Annotated in this window: 11 protein-coding genes and 1 pseudogene; 7 read left to right on the forward strand and 5 right to left on the reverse strand. The window is 31.6% G+C overall.

Going from position 1 to position 18493, the window contains the following annotated elements; all coding sequences use genetic code 11:
- Positions 1-56: 56 nt before the first annotated feature.
- The 4 genes from BLT88_RS07575 to BLT88_RS07590 all read right to left on the reverse strand — a co-directional run bounded on the left by BLT88_RS07575 (position 57) and on the right by BLT88_RS07590 (position 7964).
- Complete coding sequence (locus tag BLT88_RS07575; RefSeq protein ID WP_091954009.1) at positions 57-2429, reverse strand: T9SS type A sorting domain-containing protein; 2373 nt, start codon at positions 2427-2429, stop codon at positions 57-59.
- Positions 2430-2538: 109 nt separating this feature from the next.
- Complete coding sequence (locus BLT88_RS07580) at positions 2539-3834, reverse strand: amidohydrolase family protein (protein ID WP_091955715.1); 1296 nt, start codon at positions 3832-3834, stop codon at positions 2539-2541.
- Between the two features lie 5 nt (positions 3835-3839).
- Positions 3840-6797, reverse strand: a complete 2958-nt coding sequence (locus BLT88_RS07585) for an amidohydrolase family protein (protein WP_172824280.1) — start codon at positions 6795-6797, stop codon at positions 3840-3842.
- Between the two features lie 90 nt (positions 6798-6887).
- Positions 6888-7964 carry a DUF3810 domain-containing protein gene (locus BLT88_RS07590; protein ID WP_091954012.1) on the reverse strand — a complete coding sequence of 359 codons (1077 nt, stop codon included), beginning with the start codon at positions 7962-7964 and terminating at the stop codon, positions 6888-6890.
- A 214-nt stretch (positions 7965-8178) separates the two neighbouring features.
- Here BLT88_RS07590 and dnaB point away from each other — a divergent pair, with 214 nt between their 5' ends.
- From dnaB to bshA, 5 genes are all read left to right on the forward strand, one after another.
- Positions 8179-9690 (forward strand): replicative DNA helicase, encoded by a 1512-nt coding sequence (gene dnaB / locus BLT88_RS07600; protein ID WP_036786327.1) that lies wholly within the window; start codon positions 8179-8181, stop codon positions 9688-9690.
- Between the two features lie 140 nt (positions 9691-9830).
- Positions 9831-11858, forward strand: coding sequence for a S9 family peptidase (locus BLT88_RS07605; RefSeq protein WP_091954015.1), 2028 nt, complete (start codon positions 9831-9833; stop codon positions 11856-11858).
- Positions 11859-11956: 98 nt separating this feature from the next.
- The gene (locus tag BLT88_RS07610) at positions 11957-13141 is read left to right on the forward strand and encodes a hypothetical protein (RefSeq protein WP_036788205.1); all 1185 of its coding nucleotides are present in this window, start codon (positions 11957-11959) and stop codon (positions 13139-13141) included.
- Between the two features lie 183 nt (positions 13142-13324).
- Positions 13325-14170, forward strand: a complete 846-nt coding sequence (locus BLT88_RS07615) for a transketolase (RefSeq protein ID WP_091954016.1) — start codon at positions 13325-13327, stop codon at positions 14168-14170.
- 174 nt (positions 14171-14344) lie between these two features.
- Complete coding sequence (gene bshA / locus BLT88_RS07620; protein ID WP_036786333.1) at positions 14345-15478, forward strand: N-acetyl-alpha-D-glucosaminyl L-malate synthase BshA; 1134 nt, start codon at positions 14345-14347, stop codon at positions 15476-15478.
- A gap of 54 nt (positions 15479-15532) precedes the next feature.
- Here the strand turns inward: bshA and BLT88_RS07625 are convergent.
- Positions 15533-16171: pseudogene (locus tag BLT88_RS07625) on the reverse strand (DUF937 domain-containing protein).
- 122 nt (positions 16172-16293) lie between these two features.
- On the opposite strand from BLT88_RS07625, the gene BLT88_RS07630 reads away from it, so the two are divergent.
- Together BLT88_RS07630 and BLT88_RS07635 are read left to right on the forward strand one after the other, a co-directional pair.
- Positions 16294-17622 (forward strand): dicarboxylate/amino acid:cation symporter, encoded by a 1329-nt coding sequence (locus BLT88_RS07630; RefSeq protein WP_036786337.1) that lies wholly within the window; start codon positions 16294-16296, stop codon positions 17620-17622.
- Between the two features lie 21 nt (positions 17623-17643).
- A complete protein-coding gene (locus BLT88_RS07635; protein WP_091954018.1) occupies positions 17644-18492 on the forward strand; it encodes a sulfurtransferase in 849 nt (282 codons plus the stop codon).
- The last annotated feature ends 1 nt before the right edge of the window (position 18493 follow it).

Below are 18493 nucleotides of genomic sequence, written 5' to 3' on the forward strand. Positions count from 1 at the left end.
ACAAATATACCAAAATAAGCTTCAAAAAAAAGGCCAATAATTTTAGGCCTTTTTGTTTATTCAATGATTATTTTTTTAGTAATTATTTTTTTCTTTTTAGAATACATGGAAAGTAAGTAAACACCCTTACTGATATTTTCAATTTTGATTTTAGATTTATTATTAGAGTTAACAACGTAGTTTTTTTGATATTCCTTTATCAATTTTCCTTGTAGAGAAGTAATTCTAAATGTTGGATTTTGAATTTCAAAATCATATGTTATACTAAGATAGTTCTCTGAATTTACAGGGTTTGGATAGGTCGTTATTAAATTAGACTCAAAATCATCAATACTTGCAGTATTACTTGGATCTGCTTGTGCATATAATCCCGTATCAGTACCGACCAATAATTCATCATAAAATAAACAATTAATTTCTGTTCCTACGGGGTAAGAATAGCCTAATGTCCATGAAGAAGAACTGCTAGTTAAATAATAAATTTCATGATCTACTGCACAATATAAAGTATTTGTTCCGTCATGAACAATAGCTTTTCCTTGTTTATTTATTGTAGCTGTTGACGTTGGAAATCCAGAAGAGGTATTTACTGTCCATAAATTAGTACCTCCTAAAGGTTTGTAATATGAAACTGGATGATTTGTTCCTGCATCTGTTCCAGTTGCATAAATTGTATTGGTATTAACATTATAATCTAAATCATTAATTGTAACAACAATAACTGATCCTGTGCTTGTTCCTGATGAACTCATATCTTGAGACACACTCCATCCACCAGAAGTTTGAGTAACTTTATAAATACTATATCCTGAACCAGCTCCAGTATAATCAACACCTACATAAGCATTATTTGTACCAGATTCATTTGTAAAAGAAATAGCTCTAACGTCAACATCTTTGCTACCAGATGTTGAATGTAATAAAACTTGTGACCAAGTATTTCCAGCATCCTCAGAAATAAATAACCCCCCTTTATCTGTTCCTTGAATTTCTACTCCTGCAAACACAATATTTTCGTCAAAAGGACAGATTGTTAAAGCTTTTATTTGTGTACCAACATTTGGATAGTTGTATGGTGAATTTTCTGGGGTAAATACTTTTGTCCAATTTACACCATTATTACTGGTTTTGTAAACTCTAACATTACCGGCATACGCCGTGGCATCATCAGAAGGTTTCATTGCTATTGAATAATAACTAGATCCATCACTATTTGGCCAAAGTGAATTTGTCCATACTGGAGATGTATCATAATTTGTTACTTTTCTGATTCCAGATTTAGACGCTATCCAACCTGTTTTTTTGTCAGAAGTCATTTCCATATCATTCACCTGAACGGCTTCAATACCATCATCTGCACTTGAAACATTTTGTCCTTGATTATATGAAATTCCCAATCCTTGATCTGATGTCGAATAATAAATATTTGAATTATTTGGGTCTACAAAAACAACACCATCATTAGGGTGCGTATAATGCGATGATGTTCCAAATTTTGACCAAGTACCATCAATCCCGTTATTGTTACTGAACATAGATGCAAAAAGCACATGATATGAAGTTGAAGTCCCTGAAAAATCAAAATTAGTTCCTGACGTTCCAATAATAAAAGAATTATATTCTAAATATGTTGCACCACTATCATCAGAATAAGCAATGAATTTTGATGAATTATCATTTCCACCTAAAAAGAATCTTCCATCAGGACCTATACCAAAACCTGTCCAATTTACAGAAGCACTTGTTAGAGTGGGAGAGATATCTGAAAATGTTGTTGCTCCTGAAAAATTATCATAAGTATCTGATGAAACAAAAAGTTGAGGCGATGTCCCTTTACTAAAAATATACATTTTGTTTGAAATAGGATGAATTATGAAGTAAAATATATTTGTAACTGAAGGGAAAGAAATTGAAGAACCAGACCCAGCTGTAAAATTATTCGAAACATCTAATGTTCCAAAATTAAGCTGTCCTGCACCTGCTGCAAAAATATAATTATCTTGTATTAGTAATTGATTAACTGAAGAAAATCCTGTGTTATTTGCTGAAGTCAAACTTATATTTGTTGTATATAACTCATTAGAAGAGTTTATAAAATAAATACTTTCTGATAATTCATGTATTTGCACATTTTGAATACCAGATCCAAAATTATTCATATTGTCTAAACTTTCAACGACCTTAAATTGTTCAATTTTTGGAGTAGCACTGTTGCTTAAAACATCGGCATAAAAGACTGAGTTTGCACTTTTCGTTGCTACAAAAATTCTTGTAGAATCAGGATGAAATGAATATCCATTAATGGCTTTTATTCTTCCTCCATAAACATCTTCAACAGTAGGCACTCCTAAAGTTGAAAGAAATGAGAGTTCAATAAAAGCAAAAACTATTAGGCAAACTGAACAGATAAATAGTATTTTATTTTTCATATTTAGGTTATTTATTTATTACTTAGTGTGTTAAATTTAATAAAAAATTAGCATAAAAAAAAAGTCTTGATGATTTCAAGACTTTTTTTTTATGCTAATTTTCGTTTTTTTATTTCGTTTTGTATTTTTTTGAATACCGTTTCCAAAGTTTTGTTTGATGTGTTTCTAAACTAATTTTTCTTCCTTGTATAAAAGCATCCGATAAAATATTTGTTCTCATATCTAAAGCATCACCTTCAGAAATAAATAACGTTGCATCTTTTCCAACTTCTAAAGTTCCAACGAAATCATCTATTCCTAAAATTTTTGCGGTGTTAGAGGTTAGCAATTTTAAAGCAACTTCTTTATCTAAACCATGAGCTGCTAATGTGCCTGCATAAAAAGGTAAATTTCTAGTATTCATTCTTTCCATTTGTCCTTCCATCCCTAGACTTACCACGACGCCCTTATCAGTTAAAACCTTAGCAATTGTGTAGGTGTAATCGTAAGCATCATCTTCGCTATTTGGGTTTCTATGTGGTCTATCTATGATAACAGGAATATTGTTTTTAACTAATAAATCTGAAACCTCTTCAGCTTCATTTCCATGAACTAGTACAATTTTTGCAATGCCTAATTCTTTAAAAAGAGTAATTGCATCTGTAATTTCTCTTTGTCCATTTATATGAATAAACAAGCTCTGAGAACTTGTAAATAAACCTTTTGTAGACTCATAAGGCAGATGTTTCTTTGTATTATTACTTCCTAAATAATTTTTAGCATTCATAAAATAAGATCTTATGTTCCCTATATTTTTAGAATAGTTTTTATTTGGTTTTAAAGCAGGATCTTCTCCTAACCACCATCTGCCACTTGAAAAGCTACTTGGCCATTCCAAATGAATAGCATCATCTACTTTAATTGCCGCATCCTCCCAATTCCAAGCATCTAATTGCACAATAGATGAGGTTCCGGAAATAGTTCCTCCTCTAGGTGTAATCTGTGCCATTAATACACCATTTGGTCTCATGGATTCGACAATTTTACTCTCGGCATTATAAGCGATTAAACTTCTTATATGAGGGTTATTTACACCTATTTCGTCCGCATCTGCACTAGCTTTTACAGCATCGATTTCTACCAAACCAAGTGAAGCATTTGCAGCAATAAAACCAGGATAAACGTGTTTCCCTTTGGAATTCATAACTTTTCCTTGCCTTGCAATTTTAGCCATTGCAGAACCTACAAATGTTATTTTACCATCATTAAATATTATTAATGAATTTTCTATTACTTGTCCATTTCCTATATGGGCTGTTGCACCTTCAATAGAAATTGCTGTGCTTTGCTTGTCAGCTGGAGTTTGTTGTGCATTTAAATTTCCTATTAAAAAGAAAAATAGTAAACTATATATTGTTTTTTTCATCATTTCTAACTTTTAAGTTCTTCTAAAGTATCGCATTGAAAGTTTCTGTCCTTTCTTTTCATAGGTGCTTTGGTTTTTCCTCCGCCTATTTTTTCTTTCAACATCATATTAATTAATGTGCTTTTTTCTTTTTTAATTGCTGTACGTTTTTTAGCATCTTCAGCTCTGTCAAAGAATACTTTCCCTTCAATAATTGTTTTCTCAACTTTTGCATAAATAGACATCGGGTGATCGCTCCAAAGAACAACATCCGCATCTTTTCCTATTTTAATACTTCCAACTTTATCATCAATATGTAATAATTTTGCAGGATTAATAGTTACCGTTTTCCAAGCCTCTAATTCAGACATTCCACCATATTTTATGGTTTTAGCAGCTTCTTGATTTAAACGTCTAGACATTTCTCTATCATCTGAATTTATAGCCACAGTAACTCCCGCATTATGCATGATTGCTGCATTAAAAGGAATAGCATCATTTACTTCGTATTTATAAGCCCACCAATCTGAGAAAGTTGATCCTCCAACGCCATGCTTTGCCATTTTATCAGCAACTTTATAACCTTCTAATATATGAGTAAAAGTATTTATTTTAAAACCCATTTTATCTGCAACTTTCATTAGCATATTTATTTCCGATTGCACATAAGAATGACAAGATATATAACGTTCTCCGTTTAAAATTTCAACCAAAGTTTCCATTTCTGCATCTTTTCTATATGGCTTTCCACTTCTCTTTTTAACTTCATATTCCTTAGCTCTCGTAAAATAGTCTACAAACATTTGTTCAACACCCATTCTTGTTTGCGGAAAACGCGTTCCATTTGGACTTCTAGACTGTTTTACATTTTCACCTAAAGCAAACTTTATGAATTTTGGAGAATTTTTATACAGCATATTATCTGCATTTTCTCCCCATTTAAGTTTGATGATTGCTGAGCGCCCGCCGATTGGATTAGCAGACCCGTGTAAAATTTGTGCAGAAGTAGTTCCTCCAGAAATATTTCTGTAAATATTAATATCATTAGGATCTACAACATCTTCAATAGTTACTTCTGCAGATGAGTTTTGTGCTCCTTCATTAATAGCTGATGCTGCAATATGTGAATGTTCATCTACGATACCTGCAGTTAAATGTTTGCCAGATCCATCAATTTCTGTGGCACCTCTTTCTCGCAATTCTTTTCCAATTTTAAATATCTTTCCATCTTTCAAAAGTACATCTGTATTTTCTAAAATTCCTTCATCTTCACTCGTCCAAACAGTAGTATTTTTAACTAATATAGTTTGTGTTTTAGGTTGGACATAATTTCCAAAACCAATATTAGGATAAGTAATAGGTAAAACTGTAATGCCTGTTTTTTTTGATTTATTTAATGATTTTTTCTTGACATCTTTCTTAACTTGTTTACTGGCAGACCAAAAAGACTTCCTTCCTTCAGTATCAAAAGCATCACCTTCCATAACATTTGAAGCGTTTATTATTTTACCTAACATTCGTGTAAAATTAGCCTCATCGTTTAAGGTGATGGAAATCCAATTATTTTTAAAAGAGAATTTAGATTTAATTTTTTTATCTCCGATTTTAATAACTCCAGTTTGCTTAGCTCCTTTTCCTGAAATTGATAATCCATAATTTTTGTTGTTCACATATAACAAGTAATCACCCGTAATATCTTTAATATTCATTTCATTAATTACATTTTTATCTCCTTGAATCCAATTTTCATGAATAGTAGTTTTAGCGTCAAAAACATCTCCAGAAGTAATTATAAAGTTTGCATAACTACCTACCTTTAAATTTCCTATTTTTTTGTTTCCAATAATATTTGCAGGAATTGAAGTTAAAGCAGCTAATGCTTTTTCTTTATTTAAACCATATTCAACAGCCTTTTGCAAGTTTTTATGAAAAGATTTAACATCCTTTAATTTATGAGTTGTTAAAGCAAAATTAATTCCGTTTTTAGAAAGCACACTTAAATTTGAGGGCTCCTGATTCCATTTACGCATATCTCCTAAAGAAATATGTTGCGCTAATAAAGGATCTGCAACATCATAAGCAGCACTAAAATTAATAGGAATAATAAAATTTGCATTAGTAGATTTAATATCATTTATTCTTTCAAACTCCAGACCGCTTCCAACAATCGTGTACTGAACACCAAATTCATCACCAACTTTATCTGCCCTTAAAGCATCTAAAACATTATCTGTTTCAAAAATTTGAATTAAATCTTTATTTCCATTTAAAGCTTCTAAGGCCAAATCTTTATTCTTCATGTTCCCTTTCGCATACCAATCTGCATCATTATAAACTTGACGCAATAAAGCCATAGCTCCCATTCTTGAGGATGGATACGCTTGTTTAGATTTTGCACTTTTAGAGAATGAAAAATATTGTGCAGATTTTGTCTCTAAAATTCTGTAAGCATTTGAAGAATTGGGATTTAAAGCAATTAATAAACCATTTCCACGAATAATTCCGTCTTGTAAATGTGTATTTACAACTCCAAAACCGGCAGCAATAAAACTTTTAGCTTTTTTTGAATCAAACTTAAAATCATGAACAGGGTTTGTTTCGGGTCTAATATGATCATTCCAATAATAGCCCTCACGTTCAGATTCGTATTGTCTTGTTCTAGATCTAGATTGTCTTTTTGGCTTTGCAATTCCAAAATCAGAATAAATATCAATAAAAGATGGATAAATATTTTTTCCGTTTAAATCTTTGGTTGGAGTGCCTTTCGGTATTTTTATAGATTTACCAATACTGATTACTTTACCGTCTTTAATAAGTAAAGTTCCTTTTTTAATAACCTCGTCATGCGTTACATAAATGTTTGCATTTGTAAATGCGAAAACTGTGTTTTCTACAGTTTTTACTCCTGCATCCGTTGGGAAATAATCTTGCGCATGCATCACAGAAAGCGACAAGAAAAAGAGTAAGAATAATATTTTTTTCATGTAGTTTGAAATATTTGAATTAGGGTTCAATTTATAGATACCTTTTTTGATAAAAGTTAATTCTTAAGGTTTTAACAAAATTTTAAGAAGCTAGAAATTCTTTGAAGTTTGAAAATAAGAAATTAATAGGTCAACTACATAGTTATAAGATTGTACACCTTTGGATTGCTTATTCGCTTTTAAGTATGCATTATAGCCCTTTTTTACAATAGGTTCAAAAGGATTTTTATAAACTTGCCAAAACTGATAACTTGCATTAAAATCTTTAGCAATTCCTTTGTTTACAGTTTTCCAAAGCTCTTTAGAAATATTTCTATCACGTTTTCTCATTTCAGAAATACAATACCCAAAAGCCATTCTATAACTTGCATATTTAAAATAAAGATCATTTGTATAATTTGCTGCTAGAAACCCAACAAAATTTGCTTCATTTTCTGCCGCAAAACCAATTTGATGTGCTATTTCATGACAGGTAGTTGTAGGGTAACTTGTTTTAGGAATTCTGTCATTAACCTGCGCTTCACCGGTCAAGGGATTCAAATAACCAGAGGTTCCGTTATAGGTCTGTAATAAACTCATTAAAGAACTTTTTACAGATTTAAATTGATATTTTAACTGCGGAAAATCTTTAGACAGGTTATCATATCCAGTAGCAGCCATTATATACATTTCTTTTTGCTTATAAGGGTTCTCAACTTTTAAAGTATCGCTCTTTGTAATTTTGTGCTGATAGTAATTAAGTTTTTTAATAATATGTTCAGTAACTTTTTGAAGTTGTTCTGTGGTATATTCTTGTTGTTCATACTTTAGAGTTTTAGCCAAATTTTCTCGATAATAATTTAATCCCCAAAAAAGATAAAAGCAAAAATAAATGACAGATAAAACTGCTGTAAAATGAATAATTTTAGGAATAAAGTTTTTAAATCTAGTTTTTATTAATCTAATTAAAAACCGAATAAAAATAAATACGCCAAAAGCTACTAATAGGTCTCCCACTGAAAAAGGAATCCAACCCAAAATAATTCTAAAAAAGGATGAAATAACCGGATAAATTCCATTGGAGTAATAAAACTCTACAAATGCAGGATTACTTGCCGCAAATTGCAACAAAAGAATCTGAATTGGTAGAAAAATGGTTAAAACAATATGTTTTTTGTTAAGTTTCAAACAGTAAAATTTAGCTATACTTTTTGTTTTTTTATTTTGTAAAATTTAAAAATAACCTTGAAAAAAATGAATTTGACGAAGTAAAAATAGGAATTCAATTTAGAAGATGGCTGGTTATTAACAAGATAATAACATTTTTGTTTACAAAATATGTTCACAAATTAAAGTTCGTTTTTAGAAAGTACATCCAACCTAAAAAAGTACATTTGTATAGATGGAAAAAACGACTCCTATATCAGGCAAAAAGATAGATAAATCGAGATTAATTAGTCTTGAAAAAGGAAAAATTCCTCCACAAGCAGTAGAATTAGAAGAAGCTGTATTAGGAGCAATGATGATTGATAAAAAAGGAATTGACGATGTTATAGACATTTTAAGTTCTGACGCTTTCTACGATTCGAAACATAAAGAAATTTATGCTGCAATTTATGAATTATTCCAAAACTCGGAACCCATAGATCTTTTAACAGTCTCTAATTTACTAAAAAAGAATGGAAAGTTAGAATTTGTGGGCGGTGATTTCTTTTTAATTCGTTTAACTCAAAAAGTAGCTTCTTCCGCACATATTGAATTCCATGCTAGAATCATTTTACAAAAGTATATTCAGCGGAGATTAATCTCAATTTCAAGTGAGATTATAGAAAACGCTTATGATGAAAGTACCGATGTTTTTGACTTGTTGGATGATGCTGAGGCCAAACTTTTTGAAGTTACACAAGGAAACCTAAAAAAGAGTTCTGAAGATGCTGGTTCTCTTGTAAAACAAGCACTTCAAAAAATTCAAGAAATAGGTAATCAAGAGGGAATGTCTGGTTTACAAACCGGTTTTACAAAATTAGATGCCTTAACTTCTGGATGGCAACCATCAGATTTAGTGATTATTGCTGCACGTCCTGGTATGGGAAAAACAGCATTTGTAATTTCAATGGCAAAGAATATGGCGATTGATTTTAATCATGGTGTTGCTGTATTTTCTTTAGAGATGTCCTCTGTGCAGTTAATTACACGTATGATTTCTTCAGAAACTGGCTTAACATCAGAGAAATTAAGAAAAGGAAATTTAGAACCTCATGAATGGGAACAATTAAATGTAAAAGTTAAAAAGCTTTCTGATGCACCCATTTTTATAGATGATACCCCATCACTTTCAATTTTCGATTTACGTGCTAAAGCACGAAGATTAGTCTCGCAGCACAATGTTAGAATTATTGTAATTGATTATTTACAATTAATGACAGCCGGGGGAAAATCAGGAGGGAATCGTGAGCAAGAAATCTCTATGATTTCTAGAAATTTAAAAGCATTGGCTAAAGAACTAGCAGTTCCTGTAATTGCGCTTTCACAGCTATCGCGAGCAGTAGAAACTCGTGGAGGTAGTAAAAGACCATTACTGTCAGATTTACGTGAATCTGGTGCCATTGAGCAAGATGCGGATATTGTATCCTTTATCTTTAGACCAGAGTATTATGGAATGACAGAATGGGATGACGATGAACATACGCCATGTGAAGGACAAGGTGAATTTATCGTTGCAAAACACAGAAACGGTGGATTGGATAATATTCGTTTAAAATTTACTGGACATTTAGCAAAGTTCTCTGACTTAGAAGAAGGTTTTAGTTCAGAATTTCAATCTTCTATGAATGCAGATTTCCCTGATGATGTTTTTCCAGATCAAAGAATAGAGCCTAAAGATGCTTTTGGTGGTGAGGATGTTCCTTTTTAAGCATTAAAAAAAAATCTAATTTTACAAATACACAATTGCCTCAAAGTAATTGTGTATTTTAGTTTTTAAATAAAAAAACACTCACATTTTTTTAATCCAAAGTAGAATAATCGAAGAATCATCTCATTAATACTAGTTTTATGCAACGTTTTCTAATTTTCATAATATTTTTTATAAGTTTCCAAATTGTATCATCACAAGAACAAAAAACAGCTTTTCACTCTTTAGATGTATTTTCTTTAGAATGGGCATCAAATCCTCAAATATCGCCAGATGCTTCTCAAATTATATACAGAAGAAACGGATTTGATATTATGAAAGATAACCCTAAAGGTAATCTGTGGATTCTTAACACTGACGGTTCTTCACATAGAAAATTAACCTCTAGAGAAGTAAACGAATCACAAGCAAAATGGTCACCAAACGGAGATCGAATTGCCTTCGTAAGTTCTACGGATGAAGGTTCAGAACTCTATATGTATTGGGTTAAAACAGGACAAATTGCTAAACTTTCTCAGTTAGAAATGTCTCCGGGAAATATAACTTGGTCACCCGATGGGAAGCAGATTGCTTTCACCATGTTTAAGGCAGAAAAGCCGCCGGTTATTGTAAAAATGCCAGCAAAGCCAAAAGGTGCTAATTGGGCAAAACCTGCTAGAATTACAAATAGATTAAAACATGAACAGGATGGTAGAGGCTATATGAAACCTGGTTTTACACATATTTTTATAATTCCTGCTCAAGGTGGTACTCCTTGGCAAATAACTAGTGATAATTACAATCATAGTGGTAGTTTGTCTTTTTCACCTAGCGATAACTCTATTTATTTTTCTGCAAATCGTATTGAAGATTGGGAATACGATTTTAGAAATAGTGAAATTTATAAAGTAAACATAGAAACGAAAGTAATCACGGTTTTAACTTCTCAAAAAGGACCAGATTTTTCTCCAAAAGTTTCTCCTAATGGCAATAAAGTAGCTTTTTTAGGATTTAAAGATAAGGTGCAAGCTCATCAAAATAGAATTTTATATTTAATGGATTCTAATGGTAAGAATCGAAGGGCAATTTCCAATAATTTTGACAACAGTCTTTCAAATATTGCTTGGGATAGAGAAGGCAAAGGCTTGTATTGCACCTATGACGAAAAAGGAAATTCAAAAGTAGCTTATATAACCTTAAACGGAAAAATATCAAAACTAGCAGATAATTTAGGAGGCACAACCATAGGAAGACCTTATGCTTCTGGCTCTTACTCTGTTGCTAATAACGGTACTCTAGTTTATACTCAAACAAGACCTGAATATCCATCAGAGCTGGCGGTAATTCAAGATAAAAAAAGAACAAAACTTATTACCAATTTAAATGACGATGTTTTAGGTCATAAAATACTTGGAAAAACAGAAGAAGTTTGGTACAAATCTTCTTTTGATGGAAGAGATATTCAGGGTTGGATTGTAAAGCCACCTTTTTATGATGCGTCAAAAAAATATCCACTTTTGGTTGAAAATCATGGTGGTCCGATTTTAAATTATGGAGACCGTTTTACTGCTGAAATACAGTTATATGCTGCAGAGGGATATTTGGTTTTTTACCCAAATCCGAGAGGAAGTACAAGTTATGGAGAAGAGTTTGCAAATTTATTGTATCATAATTACCCGGGTCAAGATTATAACGATGTAATGGATGGTGTTGATTATTTAATAAAAAAAGGGGTGGTTGATACTCATAAATTATATGTTACAGGAGGAAGTGCAGGAGGTATAATGACCGCTTGGATAATCGGTAAAAACAATCGATTTAAGGCAGCAGTTGTTGTAAAGCCAGTTATGAATTGGATTAGTAAAACACTAGTTGCTGATAACTATTTCGGATATGCGAATTCTCGTTATCCAGGTCAACCTTGGGAAAATTTTGAAACTTACTGGAAGTTTTCTCCATTATCTTTGGTTGGTAATATAGAAACACCAACGATGGTTATGGTAGGTATGGATGATTTACGAACCCCACCAAGTGAATCGAAACAGCTATACCATGCTTTAAAGTTGAGGAAAATTGAAACTGTTTTAGTAGAAATCCCTGGAGCATCTCATGGAATCGCTCGAAAACCGAGTAATTTAATCAGTAAAGTTTCTCATACCTTGGCTTGGTTTAAAAAATATCAAAAATAACAAACTAAATAGATAATTTTACTTTGAAAAAACTTCTAACAATACTTGCTTTTCTTCTAATCTCAAACTCAATTTGGGCTTCTTTTATTTATGTTCCTATGGATCATAATAATCAAAAAAACCATTTAAAAGCTTACGGAATTGTCTTTTTCTCACTAGAAGTTGGCTTAAAATCTAAATGGTTATTAAATTATGATGGTGGTGCTTTTTTAATAGAAAATAATAAGATTGTTGAAAATGAATGTAAAATACGTGGCGTTTCTTATCAAATAATTTCTGATGCAAAGGCACAAATAATTCTGCAAGAAATTGCTGCACCATCTTCTAATAAAGATGCTGTTACTTTAGAAAAAGCTCCAAAAATTGCGGTGTATTCTCCAAAAGACAAAATGCCCTGGGACGATGCTGTGACCATGGTTTTAACGTATGCAGAAATTCCTTTTGATGTAATTTATGACAAAGAAGTTTTAGCAGATAAACTTTTATTATACGAATGGTTACATTTACATCATGAAGATTTTACTGGCCAATATGGAAAGTTCTACGGCTCTTTTAGAACTGCTCCTTGGTATATCCAAAGAAAACAAAATGCAGAAAAATTAGCTCGAGAACTTGATTTTATTAAAGTTTCTGAAGAAAAATTAGCCGTTGCAAAAAAAATTAGAGATTATGTAATAGGTGGTGGCTTTATGTTTGCCATGTGCTCTGCTACTGATAGTTTTGATATCGCCTTGTCTGCAGAAGGAATTGATATCGCAGAAGCTATGTTTGATGGAGATGCAACAACACCTAATTATCAATCTAAAATTAATTATAATAAAACTATGGCTTTTAAAGATTTTGATTTGGTTCGAAGTCCAACAACTTATGAGTTTTCTTCAATAGATATGACATCTAAACGTAAAATTCCAAAAACTTCAGATTATTTTTCATTAATAGAATTTTCAGCAAAATGGGATCCTGTACCAACAATGTTAACTCAAAATCACACAACTTTAGTAAAAGGTTTTATGGGACAAACTACTTCTTTTGATAGAAATACAGTAAAAACGAATGTGCTGGTTTTAGGAGAAAACAGAACAAATAGAGAAGCACGTTATATTCATGGAACAAAAGGAAAAGGGATGTTTACTTTTTACGGAGGTCATGATCCAGAAGATTACACGCATAGAATAGGTGATCCAAAAACTGAATTAGACTTGCACCCAACTTCACCTGGTTATAGATTGATTTTAAATAACGTTTTATTTCCTGCGGCAAAGAAAAAGAAGCAAAAAACATAATAGAAAAAAATAATAACAATATAATCTCTTTTAGCCTAAAAGATTTACTACAGTTTAAAGAACCAAACTTCTTAATTATATTTTAGTAAAGCATCTACTGTTAATAATTATCAAATAAATAATTATAAAACTGAATACAAATTCATTCACTTTTGTATTTTTGTCAACAAATTAAAAAACAAAATGCCAACAACACAACAATTACAAGATTTTACACAACAAGTTCGTAGAGATATATTAAGAATGGTACATGCTGTAAATTCTGGTCACCCAGGAGGTTCTTTAGGATGTGCGGAATTTATTACTTGTTTGTATCAGGAGGTAATGGAGTATTCTACAGACTTTGATATGGATGGAAATAATGAAGATTTATTTTTTCTTTCCAATGGCCATATTTCTCCGGTTTTTTATAGCGTTTTGGCACATAGTGGATTTTTCTCAGTTTCCGAATTAGCTACTTTTAGATTGTTAGATTCTCGTTTGCAAGGACATCCAACTACACATGAAGGTTTACCTGGCGTTAGAATCGCCTCTGGTTCTTTAGGTCAAGGAATGTCTGTAGGTTTAGGAGCTGCACAAGCTAAAAAATTAAATGGAGATGATAAATTGGTATATACTTTACACGGAGATGGTGAGTTGCAAGAGGGTCAAAATTGGGAAGCAATTATGTATGCATCAGCAAAAAAAGTTGATAATATAATTTGTACAATTGATTTAAATGGGAAGCAAATTGATGGTTCTACTGATGAGGTTTTACCAATGGGAAGCATTAAAGCAAAATTTGAAGCTTTTGGCTGGGATGTTCTAGAGGTGAAAAAAGGAAATGATATTGATGCAATATTAGCTGGTTTAGCGGAAGCAAAAGCGTTAACAGGAAAAGGGAAACCAGTTTGTATTTTACTATATACAGAAATGGGTAATGGAGTAGATTTTATGATGCACACACATGCTTGGCATGGTAAAGCACCAAGTGATGAGCAGTTAGAAAATGCTTTAGCACAAAATCCTGCGACTATAGGAGATTATTAAAATTGTTGTCTTGAGAGCAGTCGAAAGGTTTTTATAATTTATAACTAGGCCCACAATTTTTATTGTGGGTTTTTTTATGTTTTTATTTGGAATTAAAATGTAAGAATACTACTATCTTTACATTTGATGGATTAAGTTTTTTAATTTTAAAATAGTAAATATTTCAATTATAATATGAAAATAGGAATTGTTTGTTATCCCACCTTTGGTGGAAGTGGAGTAGTAGCTACTGAGCTAGGAATGGCTTTGGCTGACAATGGCCATGAAGTACATTTTATTACTTATAATCAGCCAGTTCGTTTAGACTTCTTATCACATAAATTGCATTTCCATCAAGTTTTAATTGAAGAATATCCCTTATTTCAATACCAACCGTATGAGTTAGCTTTATCGAGTAAAATGGTAGAAGTTGTTGAGAAACATGAATTGGAAGTATTGCATGTACATTATGCTATTCCTCATGCTTATGCCGCTTTTATGGCCAAACAAATGTTGTTGGAAAAAGGTATTTCTATAAAAGTAGTTACGACTTTGCATGGAACGGACATTACTTTAGTTGGAAGCCATCCTACATACAAAACAGCTGTTGAATTTAGTATTAATAATTCTGATGTGGTTACAGCAGTTTCTAACAGTTTAAAGCAAACAACAAATCATCTTTTTAAGATTAAAAAAGAAATACAAGTTGTTTATAATTTTATTGATATTGAAAAATATGATAAAGCTGAAAATCAAGAATGTAAAAGAGATGCTTTAGCCAAACCTAATGAACGAATTTTAACACATATAAGTAACTTTAGGCCTGTAAAAAGGGTTGAAGATGTTATAAAAATATTTTATGAAGTTCAAAAAGAAATTCCTTCTAAATTATTGATGATTGGCGAAGGTCCGGATAGAGCCAAAGCAGAAATTTTAACAAAGAAACTAGGCATTACAGACAACGTTTTTTACTTAGGAAATAGCACAGAAACTGTTAAAATTTTATGTTATACAGATCTGTTTTTATTACCGTCTCAAACAGAAAGTTTTGGTTTAGCTGCATTAGAAGCGATGGCTGCAAAAACTGCAGTTATTTCTACCAATACTGGAGGTTTACCAGAAGTTAATATTCAAGGTAAAACAGGGTTTTTAAGTGATTTGGGAGATATTAAAGATATGGCTAAAAATGCAATTTCTATTCTAAAAGAGGATGCTATTTTAGATCAATTTAAAAGGAATGCAAAAGAACATACAAAAAAGTTTTCTTTGCAAAATATTTTACCTGTTTATGAAGAGATTTATAATTCTTGTTACAAAACTAAGGTGTAATAAAAAAGCTCAAAATTAATGTTTTGAGCTTTTTTAATACTGAAAAGTTCAAATTTATTTTCCGAAAAGACCTCCTAACAAACCACCAATTCCACCAGATTGTTTTTTAGCACCACCTAAAAACATACCCGCAACATCATCCACAACACTTCCGTCACCGTCTGCATCTAAAATTTGCTCTAAAAAATTTTATTCATTTTTACTATCATTTCCTCCTAACAAACCTCCTAAAAGTCTAGTTATATCTCCAGAACTATTAATGTTTTGTTCTTTCTTTTGCTTTCCTAAAACCCCCATTAATAAAGGTGCAGCAACTTTTAAAATGTTGGCAACAGAACCAGCATCAATACCTGCTTTCTGGCTAAGAATTTGTTAAACTCCTTGTTGTCTATTTCCTAAAACATGACTTAAAATTCCAGCTCCATCTTGTTTAATAGTTTCATCAACGCCACCGCTAAACAATCCTCCAAGATTATCTAAAACACTACCATCATGCTTTCCTGATAAAGCTCCCATTAATCCTTCAGCACCCTCTGGAGTAGCCGCATTCCTCTCCATCGCTTTCATCAAAACGGGTAAAGCCATCGTTAAAACACTACTTGTTTTATCCGAATCATTCCCTGTAGAGCCTGCAACTCCTGATATAATTGATTTTCCTAAATCACTATTTAATAAATCTAAAATTCCTGACATTTTATGTTTTTAATAATTAATTTAAATGTTTTCTAAAAATATGACACAATATACAAATAAAGTCACCCTTAATTTTAAATATTTTTTTACCTTTCAACATCGAAATAATTTTAAACTAATAGATGAGAAAACTAGCATTACATTGGAAAATTTTAATAGGAATGGTTATTGGAATCCTTTTTGGGTTAGCCATGACAAGTGTTGATGGAGGAGCAACTTTTGTTTCTAATTGGATAAATCCTTTTGGAAATATTTTTGTAAAATTATTGAAATTGATTGCTGTGCCTTTGATTATTGCTTCTTTAGTAAAAGGAATTTCCGATTTAAAAGATATTTCTAAATTTAAAAATATAGGGCTAAAAACAATTGGGATTTATATTGGCACAACGGTTATCGCTATTACAATTGGATTGTTATTAGTTAATATTGTAAAACCTGGAGAAGGAATCTCTGAAGAAACTATTACCAAACTAACGGATACTTATGCAAATAGTGGAGGAGTTCAATCTAAGATTGCTGAAGCTTCTAGACAAAAAGGGAGTGGTCCATTGCAATTTATGGTCGATATGGTTCCAGATAATGCAATGAAAGCAATGAGTAATAATAAATCAATGTTACAAGTAATTTTCTTTACTATTTTCCTTGGAATATCAATGTTATTAATTGGTGAAAAAAGATCTAAGCCTTTAAAGGACTTCTTTGATTCTTTAAATGAGGTAGTTCTTAAAATGGTCGATTTAATTATGCTTTTTGCGCCTTATGCTGTTTTTGCATTATTGGCAAATGTGGTAGTTTCTTCGAATGATCCAGATTTATTATTGGCACTATTAAAATATGCATTTACGGTTGTTGGTGGTTTATTGATAATGGTGGTTTTCTATATGATTTTGGTGAGTGTTTTTACAAAAAAGAATCCATTTTGGTTCTTAAAACAATTAAGTCCGGCACAATTATTAGCTTTTTCTACGAGTTCTAGTGCAGCAACTTTACCTGTAACTATGGAAAGAGTTGAGGAACATATAGGTGTAGACAAAGAAGTTTCTAGTTTTGTATTGCCTGTGGGCGCTACCATAAATATGGATGGAACATCTCTATACCAAGCAGTTGCAGCTGTTTTTATTGCTCAAGCTTTAGGTTTCGATTTAACTTTTGCAGATCAATTAACTATTATTTTAACCGCTCTATTAGCATCTATAGGCTCTGCTGCAGTGCCCGGTGCTGGGATGGTAATGCTAGTTATAGTTTTGGAATCTGTAGGTTTTCCTGCTGATAAATTAGCCATTGGTTTAGCCTTAATATTTGCTGTAGATAGGCCATTAGACATGTGCAGAACTGTCATAAATGTAACAGGAGACGCAACAGTAGCATCACTTGTGGCTAAATCTGTTGGTAAATTACATGATAATCCACAGCCAAAAGAATGGGACGATCATTATGATGAAGTAAAATAAAATGAACAGTTAGCATACAAAATGTCTTTAAAAATTGATAAAGCTTTAGTTTCTGCAGATTGGTTGTTTAAAAACTTAAACAATGAAAATCTGGTTATTTTAGATGCTTCTATTTCGAAAGTAATAGCTGGAAATGAAGAAATTTCGACTTATAATAAGCAATGTATTAAAGGAGCTATTTATTTTGATATAAAAAATACATTTTCTGACCTAAAGGCTGGATTTCCTAATACTGTATTATCACCTAAAGAATTTGAAGAAAGTGCCCAGAGAATAGGTATTTGCAAAGATAGTTGTGTTGTTGTATATGATGATTTAGGCATTTATTCCTCACCAAGAGTTTGGTGGATGTTTCAATTAATGGGCTTTAAAAACATAGCTGTTTTAGATGGAGGTTTTTCGCATTGGAAATATAAAAAATATCCAACTGAATATCTAGAAAATTATCCCTCTAAAAAAGGTAATTTTACAGCAAGTTACCAACCTCAAAGAATAAAATTCACAAATGATGTATATTCTGCTATTGAAAATAAAACCATTTTAATAGTAGATGCACGTTCTAAAGGACGTTTTTATGCAAAAGCACCAGAGCCTAGACTTACTATAAAAGGAGGACATATTCCTAACTCCGTAAATTTACCTTACACGGAAATTATAGAAAACGGAATGCTAAAATCTGAAAAAGAACTAAAATTAATTTTTAATACATTAAACAAAAAAAAGAAAGCATTTATTTTTTCTTGTGGATCAGGAATAACCGCTTCAATTTTAGCATTAGGAGCAGAATTATCAGGAATTAAAAATCACGCTGTATATGATGGTTCTTGGACAGAATGGTCAAATACAGAAGGTTTGCCAATAAAAAAATAAA

Source organism: Polaribacter sp. Hel1_33_78 (assembly GCF_900106075.1).
Classification (GTDB): Bacteria; Bacteroidota; Bacteroidia; order Flavobacteriales; family Flavobacteriaceae; genus Polaribacter.